The 21,374-nt window shown below is 40.3% G+C and carries 17 protein-coding genes and 1 pseudogene; 14 read left to right on the forward strand and 4 right to left on the reverse strand.

Annotated features, from left to right (window positions below):
• Positions 1-32: 32 nt before the first annotated feature.
• Positions 33-1,169, reverse strand: a complete 1,137-nt coding sequence (ald, locus tag RV00_RS06735; protein ID WP_071861847.1) for an alanine dehydrogenase — start codon at positions 1,167-1,169, stop codon at positions 33-35.
• A gap of 295 nt (positions 1,170-1,464) precedes the next feature.
• Between ald and RV00_RS06740 the strand changes: the two genes are divergently transcribed.
• Positions 1,465-1,854, forward strand: coding sequence for a hypothetical protein (locus RV00_RS06740; protein ID WP_071861848.1), 390 nt, complete (start codon positions 1,465-1,467; stop codon positions 1,852-1,854).
• Between the two features lie 35 nt (positions 1,855-1,889).
• Here RV00_RS06740 and RV00_RS06745 read toward each other — a convergent pair whose 3' ends face one another.
• Complete coding sequence (locus RV00_RS06745) at positions 1,890-3,419, reverse strand: AcpB/EbpR/MafR family transcriptional regulator (protein ID WP_071861849.1); 1,530 nt, start codon at positions 3,417-3,419, stop codon at positions 1,890-1,892.
• Positions 3,397-4,920: an AcpB/EbpR/MafR family transcriptional regulator gene (locus tag RV00_RS06750; RefSeq protein ID WP_071861850.1), complete on the reverse strand. Its 1,524-nt coding sequence runs from the start codon at positions 4,918-4,920 to the stop codon at positions 3,397-3,399. The genes RV00_RS06745 and RV00_RS06750 overlap by 23 nt, the downstream gene beginning before the upstream one ends.
• Before the next feature lie 326 nt (positions 4,921-5,246).
• Here RV00_RS06750 and RV00_RS06755 point away from each other — a divergent pair, with 326 nt between their 5' ends.
• The 3 genes from RV00_RS06755 (at position 5,247) to RV00_RS06765 (ending at position 7,460) form a co-directional block, all read left to right on the forward strand.
• On the forward strand, positions 5,247-5,522 hold the full coding sequence (locus RV00_RS06755; protein ID WP_010779334.1) for an HU family DNA-binding protein: 276 nt from the start codon (positions 5,247-5,249) through the stop codon (positions 5,520-5,522).
• A gap of 160 nt (positions 5,523-5,682) precedes the next feature.
• Positions 5,683-6,585, forward strand: a complete 903-nt coding sequence (locus RV00_RS06760) for a permease (RefSeq protein WP_071861851.1) — start codon at positions 5,683-5,685, stop codon at positions 6,583-6,585.
• Between the two features lie 41 nt (positions 6,586-6,626).
• Positions 6,627-7,460 carry a TIGR03943 family putative permease subunit gene (locus RV00_RS06765; RefSeq protein WP_071861852.1) on the forward strand — a complete coding sequence of 278 codons (834 nt, stop codon included), beginning with the start codon at positions 6,627-6,629 and terminating at the stop codon, positions 7,458-7,460.
• 46 nt (positions 7,461-7,506) lie between these two features.
• Here RV00_RS06765 and RV00_RS06770 read toward each other — a convergent pair whose 3' ends face one another.
• A complete protein-coding gene (locus RV00_RS06770; RefSeq protein WP_071861853.1) occupies positions 7,507-8,667 on the reverse strand; it encodes a cation diffusion facilitator family transporter in 1,161 nt (386 codons plus the stop codon).
• Positions 8,668-8,902: 235 nt separating this feature from the next.
• Between RV00_RS06770 and RV00_RS06775 the strand changes: the two genes are divergently transcribed.
• From RV00_RS06775 to RV00_RS06815, 10 genes and pseudogenes are all read left to right on the forward strand, one after another.
• A complete protein-coding gene (locus tag RV00_RS06775) occupies positions 8,903-9,241 on the forward strand; it encodes a hypothetical protein (RefSeq protein WP_071861854.1) in 339 nt (112 codons plus the stop codon).
• Between the two features lie 455 nt (positions 9,242-9,696).
• Positions 9,697-11,709, forward strand: coding sequence for a glucosaminidase domain-containing protein (locus RV00_RS06780; protein WP_071861855.1), 2,013 nt, complete (start codon positions 9,697-9,699; stop codon positions 11,707-11,709).
• 276 nt (positions 11,710-11,985) lie between these two features.
• Complete coding sequence (locus RV00_RS06785; RefSeq protein WP_071861856.1) at positions 11,986-12,564, forward strand: TetR/AcrR family transcriptional regulator; 579 nt, start codon at positions 11,986-11,988, stop codon at positions 12,562-12,564.
• A 142-nt stretch (positions 12,565-12,706) separates the two neighbouring features.
• Positions 12,707-14,047 carry an aldehyde dehydrogenase family protein gene (locus tag RV00_RS06790; protein WP_071861857.1) on the forward strand — a complete coding sequence of 447 codons (1,341 nt, stop codon included), beginning with the start codon at positions 12,707-12,709 and terminating at the stop codon, positions 14,045-14,047.
• 9 nt (positions 14,048-14,056) lie between these two features.
• Positions 14,057-14,950, forward strand: coding sequence for a phosphate acyltransferase (locus RV00_RS06795; RefSeq protein ID WP_071861858.1), 894 nt, complete (start codon positions 14,057-14,059; stop codon positions 14,948-14,950).
• A 4-nt stretch (positions 14,951-14,954) separates the two neighbouring features.
• A complete protein-coding gene (locus RV00_RS16660; protein ID WP_249024070.1) occupies positions 14,955-15,269 on the forward strand; it encodes an acetate and sugar kinases/Hsc70/actin family protein in 315 nt (104 codons plus the stop codon).
• 12 nt (positions 15,270-15,281) lie between these two features.
• Positions 15,282-16,016 (forward strand): annotated as a pseudogene (locus RV00_RS16665) (butyrate kinase); the annotation flags it as partial.
• A gap of 21 nt (positions 16,017-16,037) precedes the next feature.
• Positions 16,038-17,156, forward strand: coding sequence for an NAD(P)-dependent alcohol dehydrogenase (locus tag RV00_RS06805; protein WP_071861859.1), 1,119 nt, complete (start codon positions 16,038-16,040; stop codon positions 17,154-17,156).
• A gap of 15 nt (positions 17,157-17,171) precedes the next feature.
• Positions 17,172-17,963 carry a hypothetical protein gene (locus RV00_RS06810; RefSeq protein ID WP_249024072.1) on the forward strand — a complete coding sequence of 264 codons (792 nt, stop codon included), beginning with the start codon at positions 17,172-17,174 and terminating at the stop codon, positions 17,961-17,963.
• Positions 17,964-18,145: 182 nt separating this feature from the next.
• Positions 18,146-21,373 carry a SpaA isopeptide-forming pilin-related protein gene (locus RV00_RS06815; RefSeq protein ID WP_071861860.1) on the forward strand — a complete coding sequence of 1,076 codons (3,228 nt, stop codon included), beginning with the start codon at positions 18,146-18,148 and terminating at the stop codon, positions 21,371-21,373.
• The last annotated feature ends 1 nt before the right edge of the window (position 21,374 follow it).

Here is a 21,374-nt window from a genome sequence, read left to right on the forward strand (position 1 = left end):
CCGCCAGCATTGTGCTGACGGTTCTTACAAGCTTACGAATTCATTAGTAGTTCTTCGTCTAACAATTCATCGATGGATGTGTAGTCTAAGTTCAAATCTTTGGCTACTGCTTCGATGGTTAGTTTTCCTTTGTAGGTGTTGACCCCGCGATGCAAGGCTAGATTGCTCTTCAGCAAGTCTTCTAACGAGTTGTTGGCTAGCAGATTCGCATAGGCCATCGTACTGTTGCTTAGAGCATGAGTCGCGGTTTGTGGGACAGCCCCTGGCATGTTTGCAACGGCATAGTGGACAACACCTTCTTTGACATAAGTCGGTGCGTCATGAGTTGTTACGCGGTCCTCTGTTTCAAAGATCCCGCCTTGGTCAATGGCAACGTCTACTACTACGGAATGATCTGGAATATTGGCAACCATTTCCTTAGTGACTAAGGTTGGTGCTTTGTGACCAGGAATCAAGACCGCTCCAATCACTAAGTCAGCAGTTTTCAATGCTTCTTGAATGTTGAAGCTGTTTGACATCAACGTTTGTACGTCGTTGCCGAAAATGATATCTAATTCTTTCAAGCGTGGGACACTGACATCTAAGATCGTCACGTTGGCTCCAAGACCGACTGCGATTTTCGCAGCGTTCAGTCCTACCACGCCGCCGCCGATAACGACGACATTGCCGCGGCGAACACCAGGCACGCCAGATAACAAGATTCCTTTACCGCCATTGATCCGTTCTAAATAGTTGGCACCGATTTGAGCCGCCATACGGCCAGCAATCTCACTCATCGGAGCTAACAAAGGCAGCGTATTGTCAGCAGGTTGGACATTTTCATAAGCGATGGCATTGACGCCGCTTTCGAGTAAAGCTTCGGTCAATGGTTTGTTCGCAGCTAAATGCAAATAAGTAAATAATAGCAAATCTTTGCGGAAGTACTGATATTCTTCGGGAAGGGGTTCCTTCACTTTCATGACCATATCAGCAGACCAAGCTGTCGCTGCATCATCAACGATAGTGGCTCCGGCTTCACGATATTCATCATCGGAGATGGCTGATCCTGCGCCAGCATTTTTCTCAACGAGGACTTTATGACCATGTTTACTCAGATCAAAAACACCTGAAGGGGGAAGGGCAACACGATTTTCGTTGTTCTTAATTTCTTTTGGAATTCCAATAATCATTCGACACACACTCCTTCTAACAAATCATAGATAAGCGCAACCGCTTACAAACTAATTGTACAGGAGTTTCAAACAATATCAAATAAAATTTTGTGAAAAATACGATTCATTTTACTACAAGTAAGCAAATGAAACCCTTTTCATTTTCTCATCTTAGTTTTTTTCGAAGAATCAGTCAGAATTGATTGGTTGAAAGTTTGTGATAATTTTAAATTTATTATTTGATTGCTGAATTTATTGCGAAAAAACCAATTACTGGTAATAATAAAGAAAGAAACTTAAGGGAGATTGTATTATGCCGGAAAATCAACGGATTGATATATTAAAAGAACAAATCAGCTTTTTAGAAGCACGTTTGACGCGTTATGAAGAATTGCTACATGGATCAGTTTTAAAACGAATTCTCTTTGGCGGAGGACGGCGTGCGAAACTAAGTATCGCTGAGATTCTAATTGGGCTCATTATTTTGCTGTATGTATTCTTTCGCATCACACCAGGATTGGTTTTTGCTGTGATAGTTATTTTGTCATTATTCATGATTTTCTTTTCCGCAGTTCAACTAAATCTGATTCGTAAGAAAAATGGGCCGGAAAAATACCAAAAGATGATCGACAGTTTGACGTTAGAAAAAGCTTCAATGGAAAAGGAAGTCATACGGCTAAAAGAAAACAAGCCGAGAACCTAATGCCTCGGCCTGTTTCATATAAAGGAATACTTTTCTCAAACGGAAATAGCTTCGCGCTTTTCTGAAGAGAAATTTTTACGATGGACCTTATCTACCAACGATTGGATCTTGTTTAAAGAATGGATGCTGGGACACAGTTCTACTGCGATGATCGGCGTTCGGCAGCTTTGCACATCAAAGGTGGAGGTGCTAATGACGATATCATATTCTTCAAAGATTTCTAAATAGCTTTTGTTTTGGAGGCTGTTGAAATTGATATGTTGGATCGTGTAATTGCCTCTGATTGAAAAGCGTAGCAGTTCAGACAACAGGCTCTCTTGCATACTAGAGTCTGTCGAGACGACTAGCAAGGTAACGGGCTGACTAGATTGCTGCATATTATTCAGACAGCTGGGAACCGTTGCGATGATTTGATAAATGTAATTATCGATGAATTCCGCCGTCGCGAAAAGCTGATAATCTTCGGTGAATCCAAGCACTAGTTCCCGCAACTGATGCACACAATGAGCATGAAAAGTCTCTAGCAAATGTAAGCAATCCTTTTTTCGGTCTTGTAGAACACTGATAAATTCTTTTGTCTTGGCATGGAACAAATGCTGATTGATCAAAATTGTGGTTAATTGATCTTTTTGTTTTTCGGTCAAAGGATCGACGAGCATCGTGCTGAGTTTTTCCGCTAGTTCATAATGCGTTTCATAATGATAAGCCAAGGAATAATTTGTTTCCAAGGCTTTTTTCTTTTGTCTGTCGCCTAGCAAAAAGAGATCCGAATACAACAACCAAAAGCTATCTTTCATAACATCTTCTGAGTAGAGAATATGCAGCTCTTTCCGCAAGTGCGGACCAAAACGACTCATCATCGCTTGCTTTGGTGGCAGAATGCTCTCCGATTTTAATGTACGGGAGGAAAAACGATGGTTGTTAGAGATCCGTACGAGACTGATAAAAAAGGTAAGACTTAGCCGGTTGTATTGGGCAAAAGACACCGATAATTCATTTTCATTGATCATGGAGCGAACGATCTCGTCACCGTATCGGAAGAATTCCGAACTGAAGCGCGTATTTTCCCGCATGACTTTCTTCTCTGAAAAATAGAGAAAGAATAGATGGCGGATCGCGATCTCATCACCGGTCAAACGAAAAGGCCGCCGCTGAATCGTCAATTTCCAGTGTGCCAGAGCATCTTGCAGATCTTTCATGGCCGATTGGACTGTGGTCAAGCTGCAAAATAATTTTTGGGACAACTCTAATAAGGTGGAACATTCCTCAAAGAAGATGGCTTCCAGAATTTTAAAAGCCATCGAATGATTTAGCAAAGTGGAGAAAAGCACATCGATGGTGGCGTTGTCTTTCAGCTCTAGCCGATACAGGCTGTTTTCTCGCACGACTTTGTAATAGTTGCTTTGGGTATTGATTGTTCGAATGTCATTTAATAAAGCAGGTGTGGTGCAGTCTGCGATGGTGGACAATTCCTCGCTGGAACACGGATGCTTGGAATAATACAGGGTTTCAATTAAATTTAATTGGCGCTGGCTATCTCGTTTAAGAAGTCGGCGTAAGTTCATTATAATATTCCTTTCGTAATGGAAGTGGTTCGAAACAATTCACAAATTGCTGAATACGTTCAAAATCTTGAGCGGTTGGATAGGCGTTGATGGCAATCAATGGGCACGCGGATTTAAGTTCAGTCATCGTGACATTGGTTACGATCAAATCATATCTTTTAGTTAAATTAGTCAACTGTTCCTGTTGAATAAACGGACTGCTAAAATAATCGTAGTTCACGGCGCCTTTAATAAAGGCCGGGAAAATCGAGTGCCAGAAACGTTCGTGGGTGGTGGAGGTATCAGAGAGCAACAAGACCTTGATTGGTTGATCCGCCGCTACTAAGCGCTGCAGCAGGTGACTGATTGAAGTAACCAATAAGCTGATATACAACTCGGTGAAGGAGTTGTGCTGCTGGCTTGGTAAAAAATCCTCTACGACCGTTCTGATTTTTCTCAACTCACGGCTATATTTTTTATCGATCAATTTCAGCATAGTAGCTTGCGTTTCCTGTAAAATCTCGACTGATCGTTTATTAGGCTGATAGCAAAACAGACTGTTGCCTAATAGTCGCAGGTTTTCAACGATCTCAGCTTGTGAAAGCGGCGTGTCTAGTAGTTCGCTAATACGATTCAATAATAAATGATGAGATTCATAAAAATTCGCCAGTCGAGTATTTTTTTGGATCGCGAATAATTGCTGCTGACGATTTAAGATCAATTGATGGGAAAACAGCGGCCACAAGCATTCCTTCAATGAGCTCTCAGTAAAATCAATCCCAGTCTCACGTTTGATCAGCTTGGTTAAACGCTCTAGCTGATCGAAAGCAGGGAGCTTCAAACCACTTTCATTGGACAGTTTTTTCATGGAATGACCATTTTTTAAACGCTGTAAGCCAATCAAAAAGCTGTGCATCAGTTGAAAATGGACATTCATATTATTATCGATTTGATTTTCTTTTAAGAGTTGCCGTAGCAAGTAATCGACTGAATTTAGTAATTCCTTTGAGAAACCATAATCAACAAAGGCCATTCGAGCTTCTCTAAAAAAAAGATAATAGAATTGTCGTAAGATCGCTTCATCTCCAGCGACTCGCAGTGGGCGATGATGGACAGAGATATCCCAAGTAGCTAGCTTATGCTTGATGTTTTTCAAATAACGCTGCATGTTAGAAAAACTACAATTTAAATGATCCGCTGCTATTTGAATCCCCCGACTTTTCTCAAAAAACAGGCACTCAATCACTTGAAACTCTAGACTAGTCCGCAAAATATAGGCATAAACAATGTCGATCGTTGCGAATTGATCGAACTCAATTGAATAGAGCCCTTTCTTTTTCTTTATTTTGATCGGTAAGGTTTCTTCATTTAAAAAACGAATATCACTAATCAATGCAGGTAGTGAGCAGTTTAGTACCTCCATTAATTGTTCGGAAGAAAGCAAATCTTTGGCATAATATAATTGTTCGATTAGACATAAACGTCTCGTCGTTTCTTGTTTCATTAACCCTCTTAAATTCATATATATAACCCCTCGAATAATTTTTTATTTAATATAATGGCAAAAAAGAGGGGAAACAAGTTAGATTAACTTATATTAAGCTTATTTTTGTTATTTAACTAATTCCCAATAAGAATTATTATAAATTAGGATACTAATTTTATAAGGATAAACGCAAATAATTAAAAAAAACTTCGAATTTATTTTTTATTTTTTAATTCTAAAAAAATAAAAAAAGAATCCGGCGGAAAAAAATAGGAAAAAGAGAGTTAACGGTTGCCTTTCTCAGCAATAACGAATAGAATTATGTTTGGAATCAATTAAAAAGACAGTGGAGGCTATACATTATGATTAATAAACAAAGTTTAGTTGAACAAGTAGCGGAAAAGACAGGTCTTACAAAAAAAGATGCAACATCTGCCGTAGATGCTTTATTTGAAGGAATTCAATCATCATTGAAAGCTGGAGAAAAAGTTCAAGTCATTGGCTTTGGTAACTTTGAAGTGCGGGAACGTGCTGCACGTAAAGGCCGCAACCCTCAAACAGGTGAAGAAATCACTATCGCAGCAAGCAAATCACCAGCATTCAAAGCCGGTAAACAATTAAAAGACGCAGTGAAGTAAAAAAATGAGTCCCGCTACTTTGAGTAGCGGGCTTTTTTTGTGCTCGGATCCGTCTCAAATCTAAAAAATATCTAAAAAAAAGTTTGTGAATCAAAATTTTCTTGTGTCTTTGGCTAAAAAAGCGTATATCTTAGAACAGTGAAAATTCTGGAGGAACTTTATGTTTAATTTTCTGCCCCATTCCGTTTTACAAATGAGTACGATCTTTCTTTCAATCGTAATCGAGGCGATTCCCTTTGTTTTATTGGGTTGTATCATTTCTGGCGCTTTACAGGTTTTTTTAACGCCTGAACGGGTTCAAAAGATTTTGCCTAAAAATAAATTACTGGCGATTCTCGTAGGTTCATTTTTAGGATTTTTCTTTCCTTCTTGTGAATGTGGAATCGTGCCAATCATCACTCAATTCATTAAAAAAGGTGTGCCGGAACATACGGCCTTTGCCTTCATGGTGACTGCGCCGATTATTAACCCAATTGTCTTATTTTCGACTTTTATCGCCTTTGGTAATAGCTGGAAGTTTGCTTTTTTACGAGCGCTAGGCAGCTTTATCGTGGCCTTAATCATTGGCTCATGGATCGCGTATATCAATCACTCACCGATTTTAAAAGCTGATTTACAACCTCACACAGAGGAGCACCATGAACACGGAGAAACACGTAAGCATTCTTTCAGCCAAAATATTTGGTCAGTCTTGGTTCATGGGATCGATGAATTCTTTGATACCGGCCGCTATTTGATTATTGGTGCTTTGATCGCCAGCAGCATGCAAGTTTATTTACCTACGCAATTCATGTTGCAACTAACTTCTTCAAAAATTGTCGGCGTTTTAGTGATGCTAGTTTTGGCCTTTACAATGTCGCTTTGTTCCGAGGCCGATGCTTTTGTCGGTTCATCTTTATTGAGTCTTTTTGGTACCAATGCGATCGTGGCCTTTTTAGTTTTTGGTCCAATGGTGGATATCAAAAATCTAATGATGATGAAACGCAGCTTTCACGGGAAATTTATTGTTCAGCTAATCGCTTTGATCAGCGTGATCGTTACGGTCTACGCGTTAGTGATTTAGCGAATCGAATAAGAGAGAATACATAAAAATGGAGGAGACCAATGATTCGTTTCTTGATTTTATCAGGTTATTTCGAATTGATGATGTATCTGCAGGTTTCTGGCAGATTGGATCAATATATTAATGTCCATTATCGCTATCTCGTTTTTCTAACAATGGGCCTATCGCTGATTTTAGCGTTAGTCCAATTAAAAATTTGGGCGGGTAGTGATAAGCAAGCAGAACATTCTCATCATGATCACGATCATGGACTGAATAAACCGTATCAACGCGGGATCGCTTATTTGCTGTTGGTCATTCCTTTGGTAGTGGGTCTGTTATTTCCTACTATTAATTTGGATACAACGATCGTTGAGGCAAAGGGCTTTAGTTTTCCAGTTAGCAAGGAGTCCGTGGGTGATCCAGAGATGAATACCCAATATTTAAAACCTGATACCAGCATTTATTACAACAAAAGTGATTACAATGATCAAATGACCAAGCTGATGAAAAAATATGAGACGGATCAAAAACTGGAAGTCACCGATGAGAACTATTTAGAAGTGATGGAACTGATCTATAATTATCCTAATTCCTTTGTGGGCAAGAACATCTCCTTTAATGGATTTATCTATGAGACCCAAAAGGACCAGCAAAAATATGATTTTATGTTCCGCTTTGGGATTATTCATTGCGTCGCGGATTCTGGAGTATTTGGTCTCATGACGAAGCTGCCGGAAAATCTGACTGTTAAAAACAACGAATGGCTGCACGTTGAAGGAACGATTACGTTGGACTTTTTCGAACCTTTCCAACGCCAGATTCCTGCAGTGAATGTTACTAAAGCTCAGACCGTGACTGCACCGAAAAATCAATACGTTTATCGTGCATTTTAAACAGAAAAAAACCGCTTTGGCTTAGTAAGCCAAAGCGGTTTTTTTATCACAGTAAATAGGTTCGATCAAAGGTGATATTTAGTTTTGCCGGTTCGTTTTGAGCAATAAAATGCTGACTGATGATGTCTTGTAAGTGAGAATTCTCAGTCTTCTTTAATTCCTCAGGTACCACTAAATCGAAATAAATCGTCTCAGGTGTCGTCGTTTTATCTACCCGCAAATCATGAAAGCGTAAATGTGGATGGATATCTTTCAAGGTTTTTTTCAGCTCTGGGGCGATTCGTTTGAAATCGGGGTCATTAATCGGATAGGGGTCTAAATGACAAACTAGATCGACTCCGACATCCTCTTTTACCTCGTATTCGATAGCATCGATTACTTCATGGGCATGAGACAAACTCCAATCTTGATTGACTTCAATGTGTACGGAGGCAAAAACACTATTAGGACCATAGCTGTGAATCAGTAAATCGTGATAACCAATAATATTTGGATAATTATCGAGATGCTTGCGAATTGCTAAGACCTCGGCTTCCGGAGGTCGTACCCCCATTAAATCATTAATGAAGCCTAATAACATTTTTATGCCAGAATAGATAATGTATAGCGCGATCAAAAAACCGATGTAGCCATCGATCCGCCAACCGCTAAGCCATTCAATGATAGCAGAAATCAAAACGGCAATGGTCGTGTAGACATCATTGATGCTATCTTGAGCAGTAGCCCTTAAAGTGTCTGAATCAATTTCACGGCTCAATTTGCGATACATAAAGCCTTGCCAGAATTTCAGTGAAATCGAAAGTACCAGCACGATATAGACGATCGGTGAAAGTAAGACGCTGCTAGGGTGAATGATTTTGACAAAAGAACTGTCTAAAAAGCGCACACCTACATAAGTCACTAGGATAGAAATAACAAAACCACTGATATATTCAAAGCGTTCGTGACCATAGGGATGCCCTTCGTCCGCGGGTTTGCCCGCGATTTTGAAACCAGCCAATGTGATTACCGAGGAGGCCGTATCCGATAAATTATTGATAGCATCGGCCATGATAGAAACACTGCCGGATAGCGAGCCAATGAAAAATTTGGCGATAAATAAGGCCAAATTAGAGAACAGGCCTAACAAGCCAGCTAAAATCCCGACCCCAGTCCGCTTATTTGCTTTGGAACGTTTTGTAATTTTATCTATTAGAAAGTTTAGCATAAGAATCATCCTTAAAAATTAATCAATTAGCTCTATTATACCCGATTGAAAAGGGAATAAGAAGCTATAACTACATTCGATTAAAAGTAAACTTCATTTTTTTTGAAGTTTACTTTTAAAATTGGGTTTGATTTTTGATCAATTTTAATAAAAAATTCGCACATATCTCAGCCGTTTAAAAGGAAATTGTTTTATAATAACTTGAAAAGGGATTCACCCATTGGAGGGGAAGCGTATGGACAATCAAACAGATATATCATTATGGGATATTCAGACAGGCAATGTCGTTACCGCATTAGAAGATTTTATCGAAGACTGGAAAGCTTCAAAAAATAGTGATCTTCATGAATATTTGCGTAGTTATCCCGGTTACTTCAAAAGTGATGAACCAACTCGTGAGGCTATCCAACTTGTTTTGGAATATGCTAAAGAACTAATGGACGGCAAACGGGAAAACGTTGGCTTTTACGAAAATAAAATTTGGTGTACAGAAGCTGGGGAAAGTGTCCGTATGACACATTTTCATGAACGAACGATTTCCAATTTGATGCAAAAAATTATTGTAGCAAGGTAGAGTGGAAATCCGAATTAGCTTTGGATGCCCGGTGAGAATCCAAGTTGATAGTCAAACAGACTAAAAAACTAGGAATGTAAGTTTTTATTTGCATTCCTAGTTTTTTTTGTTGTTTTGCGTATATTAGAGTAAAATAAAGTATTATTTTTTGCTATTTTTTATTATTCAAACCTGAAAATAAGTTTTAATTTTGTGGAATCACGGATTAAAAACAGTAGAAATGCTTTTAAAATATGAATTATGTTCTTTTAATGAAACATCAATAAAAATAGGCAATACAGCACCTTTTTTTGAAAATTGTTGAAGCTTTTTGGGTCTGAATATATTAGCTTTGAAGATTTTATGAATTTATGATGGGATTTTAGACATATTTTTAAATTAATGATAATATAGAAGTAATTAAGGAAAATAATTATATCTATTCAATAATTTGAAATAGAAATGAGGTATGGATATTGAAGTACAATAAAATCTTGAGTTTATTAGCGATTGGAACGATGGTCGGTCCAACACTTTTATCTTCACAACAAGTTTTGGCCGAGGAAAGCAGTACAGTGCCGACATCATCAAGTCAAGAAGCGACGGAAAGTTCAAGCACAGGAAGTTCAAGTTCTGAGTCCCAACCGGAGCCAGCCCCAACTCCTAAACCAGAGATACCAGTAGAACCAGAAACTCCAACAGAACCAGTAGAACCAGTAGAACCAGTAGAACCAGTAGAACCAGTAGAACCAGTAGAACCAGTAGAACCAGAAACTCCAACGGAACCAGTGAAGTCTCTAATAACGGTCAATGACCAAAAACTTGTAGGAGATTCATACAAAGATTCAAAAGGTAATATAATTTCTTTTAAAAATTTGTCTGAAAGTATGGCTAAAGAAAAGCCAGTTGTTCAGTATTCAATATCTCTCGCCGATGCTGAAAAATTTGTATTAAAAGGTATTTCGTCTGACGATGTGACAATTATTCCCGAGACAGAATTTACTGGACATTTTACTATGCCGGCTAATAACGTTTCTATCCAATTTATTGTTGAAGAAAAGAAACAAGAATCAAAACCAGATCCAGCTCCGGCGCCAAAACCAGAGCCAAACAATAAACCGGCAGGAAACACAAATAATGGAAATGCACAAAAACCGGCTGGTAATACAACAACACCTAAACAAGATCAGGCAGCTGCACGTCAACCAGGATCTGCGCCAGCAGATGTTCGGGTGCCTTCGAACCAAAAAGCACCGACTTATAGTAATGATGTGCAAAATGCAATTGTTCAAGAAGCTTATCGCTATCTTGGCATGCCGTACGTGTGGGGAGCAAAAGGACCAAATGCTTTTGACTGTTCTGGGTTAGCTTATGTCGTTTACGCGAATGCCACTGGTCATTACATCGGCGGTTGGACAGGGGACCAGCAATACGCTGGTACACAAATTCCTGTCAGTGAAGCACAACCAGGAGATCTACTATTTTGGGGAGCACCAACTAGTGTTACAACTCACGTAGCAATCTATATCGGTAATGGTCAATATATCCATGCACCGCAACCAGGAGACGTTGTGAAGATCGGCAATATCAGCGATTTTGCCCCAACCTTTGCAGTTCGAGTGAATATGGCGGGTCTACCAAAAGCCAGCAGTTCATTATCAAATGCTTTTGGCGAATACAGTACGAACCAACCGTTTGTTTTCAACAAAAACCAAACGACGGATCAATTCATCAAAAAAATCGGTGAAACCTCTCGGGAAATCGGACAAAAGAATGGAATCTATTCTTCTGTTATGATCGCTCAAGCAATTTTAGAAAGCGGCTCAGGAAATAGTTCTTTAGCCAGCGAACCAAATTACAATTTGTTCGGCATCAAGGGTAAATTTAAGGATCAAGGCGTGACCTTCAATACGTTGGAGCAAGACAAAGACGGTAAGAGCTATCAAATCAGCTCTGAATTTAGAAAATATCCTTCTTATAAAGAGTCCTTAGAAGACTATGCCAACTTGCTTAAAAAAGGCATCACAGGCAACGCTGATTTCTATAAGGATACTTGGAAGGACCAAACAGAGTCTTATCAAGATGCGACTAAACATTTACAAGGACGATATGCGACAGACAAACAATACGCAGAAAAATTGAACGCGATCATCAAAGCTTACGATTTAACGCAGTTTGACCAAGCGAAAGAATCGAAAGAAGTTAAAAAAATTACGACTGGTCCAGAAATCAAAGCAACGAAAATGACTTTTGATTTCAATGAACGGCTACAAACCAAATTACTTGCAAGCATTGCGAATAACAAGCGAATTCCACAAGTGATGACAACGAAGCATTTCATTAACTTATTCCGTGGTGATAGCTTGATTGCATTAGCTTCAACGGCTATGCCTGCTAAAAAAATCGTAACAGAAACGTTGCCAACCGCAGCTTCGATGTACATTACGTTAAGTAGTGGGCTGCTAGCGATTTTACCGCCACTACGTTAAAATAGTTACTAATCGCGTACCAATGAGAAATTGGTACGCTTTTTTGTATTTATTGGACTAATGAGTAGTCCATAAATTTTTAAAACAAACGATTTGTAAAATGTTCTTCCCAAATAGTTTCAATTATGAAAGAATGGAAACGGAGCTTTAGGCAAAAAAATAAGTGATAGTCTTTCACAAGCGCAAGCTTTTTGTGAAATTTCCCAAACTTTTAAAAACAGTAAAAAAGCGCAAAAAAAAAACAATTAATTGTTTTTTTATTTAAGGGGTGGCAACTTGAAAAGAAAACAGGACAGTTTATTAACCAAACAGCGTTTATTAGAGACAGCTTTTGAAAATTTTTATGACGTTGGTTTCGAGAATACTTCTTTAGAAAAAATATCAAAAGATGCGAATGTTAGTCGTGGAGCCGCCTACTGGCATTTCAAAAATAAATCTGAGATTTTTAACGAAGTCGTGACGATGACGATTGAAAAAATTCAAAATGAGAAACGACAGATCATGATGGATGAGACACTAGATTTTGAAGAAAAAGTCGTGGAAATACTGTTAGTACCGTCGCGGGCACAAGAGGGCTTTAATTTTCTGCAGCAGTCATTAAAAACTTTAGAGATCCATTCGGAATTCTCGGAACTATTACAAAAGTTTCGAGAAACGCGGGCCCGTTTATACGAATTTTTTTTAGAGGGACTGAGAATGAAGGGGCTAAATGAGAATGATGCCGCAGCTGTTGCCAGTATGTTTTACAATTATTTTGAAGGAATGTATGGTTCGGGAACACCTGAGGAGGTGGCAAGGAACTATAACGCCGAAGCGATCAGACGGAGTATTTCGATTATTTTTACAAATGCTTAAAAAAATGAGGAACTTGTTCGTAGCAGTCTTTTACGAGCAAGTTCTTTTTTTTACGAAATTGACAGCGCTTTCAACAGTTTTGTATAGTGGGATTGTTAGATACATACATCAGTGTATGTAAAAATGAAAGGAGCTTGGGAAAATGACGATTAAGGAAATGGTGACACAGGCACGAGTAGCAATGGAGGAAATCAGTGGATATGATCAAGAACAAGTAGACAAAATGCTTTATGTGATTTCAAAGGCAGTTTTTGAACAAGCTGAACCATTGGCGAAGTTGGCGATTGAAGAAACACGTCTGGGTCGTTTGGATCATAAGATTGGTAAAAATCAGGGCATGGCAACAAATATTTTCGCTAGTTTGAAGGACAAAGCTTCAGTCGATGTGATTAGGGAGATACCGGAAGAAGGACTAGTTGAAATCGCGCATCCGGTAGGTGTGATTGGGTCAGTTACACCGACGACAAATCCAACCATTACCCCGCTGGGAAATGGCTTGATGGCGTTAAAGGGTAAAAATGCCATGATTGTTTCTCCCCATCCTCGTTCGAAAAAAACGACGAAGGAAACGATTGAGTTGATGCGTGAGGCGCTTGTGAGTGTTGGCGCACCGAGAGATCTGCTACAAGTGATTGAAGAACCAAGTATCGAATTGTCTCAGGAATTGATGAAATCAGTCGATTTGATTGTAGCAACCGGAGGACCTGGTTTAGTGAAGTCTGCTTATTCAAGTGGTCATCCAGCCTATGGCGTAGGACCAGGTAATGTTCAAGCAATTCTTGATCGTGATTTTGACGTAGAGGTGGCAGCTGAGTTATCCGTTATCGGTCGTTCTTTTGATAACGGGATTGTTTGCGCGTGTCAGCAAAGCTTGATTTATCCGCAGGAAAAGGAAAAGGAAGTATTTGAAGCGTTAAGCCAAAAACAAGCGGCAGTGATTACGGACAAAGAGGATTTAGCAAAATTGCGGAACACGCTATTCATTGATGGGCGAGCGAACCCGGATATGATTGGTCAAGATCCCAAAATTATTGCCGATGCGGCGGGAGTTGAGATTCCAGCAGATAGTCAAATCATCGCGGTAAAAGTCGATGCTGTCGGCAAATCAGAACTTTTCTGTAAAGAAAAAATGGCGCCGGTTTTAGCTTTGAAGTCCTATGACACCTTTGAAGAGGCGGTTGGATTTGCTAAAGAAAATCTGTTGTTAGAAGGTGCTGGACATTCAGCAGGTTTATTCAGTCAGACCAAAGAACATCAAATTTATGCCGGAGAAGTTTTGCCAGTCAGTCGGGTGGTGGTGAATCAACCAACGATCGATGCAGGCGGATCGCCGGCGAATGGCTTGAACCCAACGGTATCACTAGGCTGTGGCTCGTGGGGGAATAATATTATTTCAGAAAATTTAACCTATACCCATTTGATCAATATTTCAAGAGTCGCATTGCCTATTCAACCAAAGCATGATGGCAAACCGTGGGATTAGGTGACGATGATGAAAAAGTTTGATGATTTACTGGCAAATTTTTCCAGTGAGCAAAAAATCCGGATTGGCGTGGTTTGTGCCAATGACGAGGTTTCTATCCAAGCTGTGTTTAATCCAATGGTACGACCGTTTTTAGCGCCGATTTTAATCGGAGATGAAGCGTTGATCTCAGCTGCTTTACAGCGTCATCAATGGTCAGCGACGATTATTCCTGCGATGACCGAAGAGGAATGCGCTGCAATCGGTGTCGCAATGGTCCAAGGCAAAGAAATCGATTTCTTGATGAAAGGACATCTCCAAACGCGGACCTTCTTAAAGGCAGTGGTAGATCGGGAAAAAGGAATCGCAAACCGTGGGCTATTAAGCCACGTTGCGCTAAACGAAATCCCCGCCTATCACAAGCTATTGTTAACGACCGATGGTGGGATGGTGACAGCCCCAACGAAGGAAGAAAAGAAAGTTCTGATCAAGCACGGAATCGAAGTGATGAACAAGATCGGTGTCGAAAAACCGAAAGTTGGACTACTAGCGGCGGCGGAGAAGGTCAACCCGAAAATTGCTTCAAGTGTTGAAGCGGGAGAAATCATGAATGAACTCCAAGCCGAGACACCAGACTGCTGTTGGATCGATGGGCCAATCTCACTGGACTTGGCGTTAAGTTCGGATACAGCGGCAATCAAGCGTTATGAAAGCCCAGTTGCAGGTGACGCGGATATTGTCGTAGGACCGGACATCACTACTATGAATGTCTTAGGCAAGAGCTTGACGATATTGGCAGGCGCAAAAATGGCGGGACTGATCATGGGAGCTAGCGTACCGATTGTAATGGTTTCTCGTGGCTCTACGGAAGAAGAAAAGGCTTATTCCATCTTGATAGCCATGTATTGCAGCAAGGGAGCGTGACTAGATGAAAATTTTAGCGATTAATCCTGGTTCAACCTCTACGAAAGTTTCTTACTATCTGGATGGTGAGATTATAAAAGAACAAGGGATTTCTCATACGACTGAAGAGCTGCAAGGCTTTCATCATGTGATGGAGCAGCTGGAATTTCGAAGGGACATTTTATTACGATTTATGGAAAAAGAAGGGATCGATCCGAAAGAATTGGATGCAGTTGCGGGTCGTGGCGGATTATTACCACCGGTTTCTGCCGGAGCTTACGAAGTCAATGATGAGATGATCGAGTATTTGAAGCATGTCACAAAAATTGAACATCCATAAAATTTAGGAGCACTTCTAGCAAATGAAATCAAAGAACAAGGCAATCCGCAAACCATCGCGGTGATCTATGATCCCGTCACGGTGGACGAGTTTGAAGAAGTGGCTCGAATTTCTGGATTAAAAGGGATCGAGCGTAAAAGTATTGGACATGCACTGAATATGCGAGCGGTGGCAATGAAGGTTGCTGGGGAGCAAGGATTAGACTATCAAAAGGCGACGTTGATCGTAGCCCATTTAGGGGGAGGAAATACTATTAGTATCCATCATCACGGGAAGATGATCGATTTGATTTCTGATGACGAAGGGCCATTTTCAACGGAAAGAACGGGAGGTTTGCCTTTGAAATATTTGATGCCTTTGTGTTATGAACATCCATTAAAGGAAATGCAACGGCTCTATAAACGTGAAGGTGGGCTAAAATCCTATGCTGGAACCAGCGATGCTCGTGAGATCGAAGCACGAATTACGGCCGGGGATGCTGAGCTGGGAAAGATCTACGATGCCTATATTTATCAAATCGCGAAAGGAATCGGGGGCTTAGCGACGGTCACCAATGGATTAGTAGATGTGATCGCATTGACTGGCGGGGTGGCCTATTCTGAGATCGTGGTCAAAGAATTGACGAAACGGGTCGGATTTATTGCACCAATTATCGCGATTCCTGGTGAGCATGAAATGATCGCTCTATCTAAAGGGGCGGAGCGGGTTGTGTTGGGACAAGAAGAATTGAAACAATTTCATTATTAAAAATGGGAAGGGGCAACACAAATGAAAATCCAAGCAGCATTAGTAAAAACAGAGGGCGCGCCTTATGAAATCACGGAATTAGAATTGGCCGAAGTCGGCTCAAAGGACGTCTTAGTAAAGATCGTCGCATCTGGCTTGTGTCTTTCAGATTATGGCGAGCGCAATGGAAATAGTCTTCAGTTTCCCAATGTTTTAGGACATGAAGGCGCCGGCATCGTTGAGAAGGTCGGTAATGCAGTCACATCTGTGGAACCAGGGGACCATGTGATTCTTTCTTATGCTTATTGTGGCGAGTGTAAGCACTGCGTGGAAGGTCATCCATCGTCTTGTGAAGAGTGGCTTGCAGTCAATAATCTTGGAAAAAATCCGCGGGGAGAATATGTTTTACACACTAAAGAAGGGACGGCAGTCAATAACTTCTTTAATCAATCTTCTTTTTCAACGTATAGTTTGACGGAAGAATCGAATGTCGTGAAGGTCGGTAAAGAGGTCGATTTACGTTTGTTAGGTCCATTAGGATGCGGACTAGGGACGGGCAGCGGAGCAGTCTTAAGTGTGCTGCAGCCTAAAGTTGGTGAAGGAATCGCGGTCTTTGGCACAGGAGCAGTTGGCTTTTCTGCAGTCATGGCTGCCAAAATTGCCGGTTGTTATCCGATTGTTGCCATTGATATCAAAGATCAACGCTTAGCTAAAGCCAAAGAACTGGGGGCGAGTCATGTCTTTAATAGTAAAGAAGCCGATCCAGCAGAATTTATCTCGGAGTTAACTGGTGGGAAAGGATTAGATTATGTGATTGATTCTACCGGTGTTCCACCGGTTATGACCAAAGCACTTCATTCGGTTAGTAATTCCGGAACCTTTGTGCCGCTGGCAGTTACTCAAAAGAATTTTGAAGTGAACACCTTCTTTGATTTAGTCTTTGGAAATAAAAAAGTTCGCGGGGTCTTGATTGGCGATACGATTGCAAAATATCATTTACCGAATTTGATCGAGTTTTATAAACGTGGAGAATTTCCCTTCGATCAATTTGTAAAATACTATGATTTTGAAAATATTAATCAAGCTGAAGCAGATTCAATCAGCGGTGAAGTCATCAAAGCGGTGGTCGTAATGGACAAGTCTTATCAGCCGCCAAACTAATGGGAGGTCAATGACATGAATAAAGGAGACATTATCTGGGTTATTTTGCTATTGTGCTTGTTAGGGCTTTTCGTTATTCCAGCAACTAGAGAAACCATTTTAGCTGCTAGCGGCGCCCATCCTTACATTGGCGGATTTATCCAATTCGCCATCTTAGCTACGATGGGTGACCTATTTGGCAAACGAATCGTTTCTGGCGAATATCAGTTTTCCTCACAAGTCTTTCTACGGGCGGTCGTTTGGGGAATCATTGGTTGCATGGTGACTTTGGTCTTTCCAGTCTTTATGGGAGGCGCGTCCTTAGCTCAAGCAGAAGGACTGTTGCCCTTTGCTGGAGTGGCTTTGGCTCAAGCCTTTTGTGGCAGCAGCATCATGAATCTGACCTTCGCGCCGGCTATGAATACTCTTCATCGCTTGATGGAGTTGTGGATCGAAACGGCTAGTGCAAAAGAATCTGTCAGTTTGAAGGGCTTGATCGCAAAGATTGATTGGACGGCTTTTGTGACGTTTAACTGGTTGAAAGTAGGAATTTGTTTTTGGATACCCGTTCACACAATTGTTTTTTTGCTGCCAGAAAATGTGCGGGTGGTTGTGGCAGCATTCAGTTCCATTGCTTTAGGGATCATCCTGTCCCTCGCATCAAAAAAAGGTAGCAGCTCTGGTAAGTTGCCAGAAGAAATAGCTTATTTAAAATCAAATCAACGAAACGACATCATTTATGTGATGTCTTTTTTTTTGCTGACAGGTTCATCACTTATTCAAGATGCTTTAAAAAATGAAAAAGATTTAGTGTTTATTCTTTTATAAAATAGTAAATTTAAAAAGTAAAAAAACGATAAACTATCTTATAGTTTCTATGAATACAACTGCCTAGCTTATATTAATATAACAATCCCATACTTGAAAATAGAAAAAATCAAAAAATAGAATTAATTATAATATATAAGTAGAAAGGACTTATTAATCAGTTAAAGGGGAGTTATGTAAGTATGAAATTAATGAAGCTGTTCGTGTTAACAGTTCTTTTATGTTCCACTTATAATTATTTGTTTTTATCCAGCATACAGGCAATCGCAGAAACAACGACCGAAAAAAATGCAGTAGTCATTGATCAGCCAGAGCTTACGGTGACTTATAAAACAGAGGAAGTAGGCGCTAATATTTTCTGGCAGTTAACTTGGGAAAAACAAGGATCAGAAAAAAAAGTCCAACGGCTGAAGTTTAAAGCGTTAGATGAGCAAGATCAATCAATCAGTTATCCTCAAGTAAAAGAATTGGAAGAAAGAGCTGGCTGGTTAGTTGAAAAAAGCTTTACAGCAAGATCAACCGGTCAGGTCACATTGACTACACCAAAGGATCAAAAAAAGCTGGTCGTTTCGATTCAAATGGATACACTAACAAAGGGCGTGGTTGGCGAGGAAACAATTAGGGAAAACACTTTATCTGTGAAGGATTCTTATAATTTGAAGTTTCTATCACCAACCACAAATGAGGAGAGTCAAGAGCAGACCGTCTCACAAGAAACTGTAGTTCTGCCTAAAAGTAGTCCGTTGCTATTTCAACCAATGGGCAGTGTTAAGCAAGAATATCCTGAGCTTTATAATAATAAAGAGCCTCAATATACTAATAGTACAAGTTTAGGGACATATCCGACTCATTCTTGGCAGCCAGATGGGCAAACGACAGTAATCAACCATCAGGGTGGGTTTGAAGGCTCAGAAGGCTGGGATGGGGTCAAAAGTTGGGATGCTAGCAGTGACGATCGGACAAAATCTTATATTCATTATGGTGACGACCTAAACAATCCGAATATTTCTTTGCGAAAGTATATTACTGAAACGGAGACCCCAAATGAGTTTAAGGTGAAACTAAATGTACGGGGAGAAACGACCTATAAACCTGGGTTGGACATCGTATTTTTAATAGATAATTCGGCGTCGATGGATGTTTATCAAGACGAATTGAAAGATACGCGAAAGGACGCGGCAGAGAAAGTTTTTGCAAATATCATTAAAGAATTAAAGACGATCCATCAGCCTTCTGCGGATAATATTCGAATCGGTGGTGAGATTTTTTCTTCTTTTCGAGGTAATGAATGGGGCTTTGGCTCTAGTGGCGGAAAATATAAATTTCCGATCTCAAGTAATCCTGCTGATTGGGACAAGTTTGTTTCAGAACACAAAAGGGCCTATGAAATGGGGACTACCTTTACTCAACGAGGATTACAGGAATCAAAGGACCTGTTTGATGCCGCGCCAAATTCGGCTGGCAGAAAACGAGTACTCTTTTTATTAACCGATGGTGCACCGAATGAAAGCTGGAAGCCGACTGTTTATTCAGAAAATGATGAAATGTATTATGATAAATATCGATTAGGCGGGTTTAACATGGGAACGAAGCCTAATTACTTAACTGGAAATAATTTAATGGGAAGCCCTGAAGTAGTCGGAAATACGACCAAGATCGAACCGCCTTACGGAGGGAAGGTCAACAGTCACATGACTACTACTAATTCGACTGCTTGGGATCTTAAAAACGCCGGTATTGAGATTCACACTGTTGCCCTAACAATCTCCGTTCATTTAAGGGAAAAGCACACAAAAGAAGAGTTGCTGAAAGGACTTTATAAGCTGGCGACTAAAAAAGCAGATGCTTCCAATAATGCTAACGGGGAAAGCGAAAATGATTACTTTTATCATAATGTCAAAGATATAAGTGATCTGACAGGCACCTTTAAGGATTGGTTCGAAACGATTGCTCGTACTGTTGATAAAGGTAAAATTACTGACCCTTTAGGTGATATGGTAGAATTGGTCCCTAATAAAACTCCGAAGATTACTTCAGTGGGAAACAGCAGTACACCGATTGCATCAGCCGCGATGGCTACCCTAGACATTAGCGATCCACGTCAAGTAAAGGTAAATAATATTAATTTGACTGGTGGTCAGGAAATCGAAGTGGAATATACGGTCCGTTTGAAGACAGAAGACGCCAGTTTTAAGCCTGATTATTGGTATCCGGCGAATGGCCAAACTATTCTGGAACCAACGCCACAAAAAAGTACAGATAAGCTTGATTTTGGCGTTCCATCAGTTAAAGCCAGAGAGCAAACGTTTACGATACCTGTAAAGAAGCAGTGGGCGGATCGTTTTGAGGGAAGTGACAATTATTTTCAACTGAGACCAGCAACCATCAAAGCTATTTTGCAAAAGCAAAGCGGCGATAGCTGGACTGATGTTGCAGAAGTCGAATTAACAGCAAAAAATCAGTGGCAAGCTGAATTTGTTGAGGTAGCACCCGGCCAGACTTATCGCGTCATTGAACAGATAGCCACTCAGAAGAAGGTGACGGGCTATCATCCACCTAGTTACAATCAAGAATCCTTTACGGCGGAGACATTATCTTCCGAGGGCATCCTAATCACAAATAAATTATTGACGACCAATTACAGCTTTGTGAAGCTAAAAAGTGAGGATCAGGCGCCCTTTAACGGAAACGACAAGCCGCGGTTTACTATTATTCATAAAGAAAGCAATCAAGTGTTTGAAAAAAATATTGAGCCTGACGCAAATGGCAGAGTCGCCTTGACAGGCTTAGCAATTGGAACCTATAAAGTAGAGGAAACTCATGTACCGTCAGGTTATCAGAAGATGACTGATTTTGAGATAAAGGTCACGGAAGATATTAATGAAAACCGGGTGATTGCGATGGTTGACGGTTCAACGGCTGAAAAGGTAGTTGAGAACAAAAAAATAGCAGACTTTACCTTGATTCTTCATAAAGTAGCCGATGACCTTCTCCCATTAACTGGTGCAGAATTTCAATTGATGGGAACAGACTACAATCAGACGCTATCTGATGGCTCAGACTTTATCTTCAAAAATCTTAGAGAGGGCAGTTACAAGTTAATTGAAACGAAGACTCCTAAAGGCTATCAGGGAATGGACGAGCCTTTAATGATTGAGATCATAGGACGAGGTGAGGACTATCTCGTGAATATGGAGGCCAAACCATACATTGTGGAATACGATTCTGTCGTGACTAACAATACCATCGAAGTCACGCTTAAGAATGAGCGGGAACAGAAGCCTTCAATCTTGCCGAGTACAGGCAGCATGGGAAGAGGAAAAATTTTTCAAGTCGCTGCATTCTTTTTCTTAACAGGGATTGTTACAACCATCGTCTATGGATATATCAATCGAAAGAGGCTACCATAAG

Source organism: Enterococcus devriesei (assembly GCF_001885905.1).
Taxonomy (GTDB): domain Bacteria; phylum Bacillota; class Bacilli; order Lactobacillales; family Enterococcaceae; genus Enterococcus_A; species Enterococcus_A devriesei.

Excerpts from the sequence above, each read along its gene's own strand:
- ald (WP_071861847.1), bottom strand. The coding sequence starts at position 1,169 with ATGATTATTGGAATTCCAAAAGAAATTAAGAACAACGAAAATCGTGTT.
- RV00_RS06740 (WP_071861848.1), top strand. The coding sequence starts at position 1,465 with ATGCCGGAAAATCAACGGATTGATATATTAAAAGAACAAATCAGCTTT.
- RV00_RS06745 (WP_071861849.1), bottom strand. The coding sequence starts at position 3,419 with ATGAACTTACGCCGACTTCTTAAACGAGATAGCCAGCGCCAATTAAAT.
- RV00_RS06750 (WP_071861850.1), bottom strand. The coding sequence starts at position 4,920 with ATGAATTTAAGAGGGTTAATGAAACAAGAAACGACGAGACGTTTATGT.
- RV00_RS06755 (WP_010779334.1), top strand. The coding sequence starts at position 5,247 with ATGATTAATAAACAAAGTTTAGTTGAACAAGTAGCGGAAAAGACAGGT.
- RV00_RS06760 (WP_071861851.1), top strand. The coding sequence starts at position 5,683 with ATGTTTAATTTTCTGCCCCATTCCGTTTTACAAATGAGTACGATCTTT.
- RV00_RS06765 (WP_071861852.1), top strand. The coding sequence starts at position 6,627 with ATGATTCGTTTCTTGATTTTATCAGGTTATTTCGAATTGATGATGTAT.
- RV00_RS06770 (WP_071861853.1), bottom strand. The coding sequence starts at position 8,667 with ATGCTAAACTTTCTAATAGATAAAATTACAAAACGTTCCAAAGCAAAT.
- RV00_RS06775 (WP_071861854.1), top strand. The coding sequence starts at position 8,903 with ATGGACAATCAAACAGATATATCATTATGGGATATTCAGACAGGCAAT.
- RV00_RS06790 (WP_071861857.1), top strand. The coding sequence starts at position 12,707 with ATGACGATTAAGGAAATGGTGACACAGGCACGAGTAGCAATGGAGGAA.
- RV00_RS06795 (WP_071861858.1), top strand. The coding sequence starts at position 14,057 with ATGAAAAAGTTTGATGATTTACTGGCAAATTTTTCCAGTGAGCAAAAA.
- RV00_RS16660 (WP_249024070.1), top strand. The coding sequence starts at position 14,955 with ATGAAAATTTTAGCGATTAATCCTGGTTCAACCTCTACGAAAGTTTCT.
- RV00_RS06805 (WP_071861859.1), top strand. The coding sequence starts at position 16,038 with ATGAAAATCCAAGCAGCATTAGTAAAAACAGAGGGCGCGCCTTATGAA.
- RV00_RS06810 (WP_249024072.1), top strand. The coding sequence starts at position 17,172 with ATGAATAAAGGAGACATTATCTGGGTTATTTTGCTATTGTGCTTGTTA.
- RV00_RS06815 (WP_071861860.1), top strand. The coding sequence starts at position 18,146 with ATGAAATTAATGAAGCTGTTCGTGTTAACAGTTCTTTTATGTTCCACT.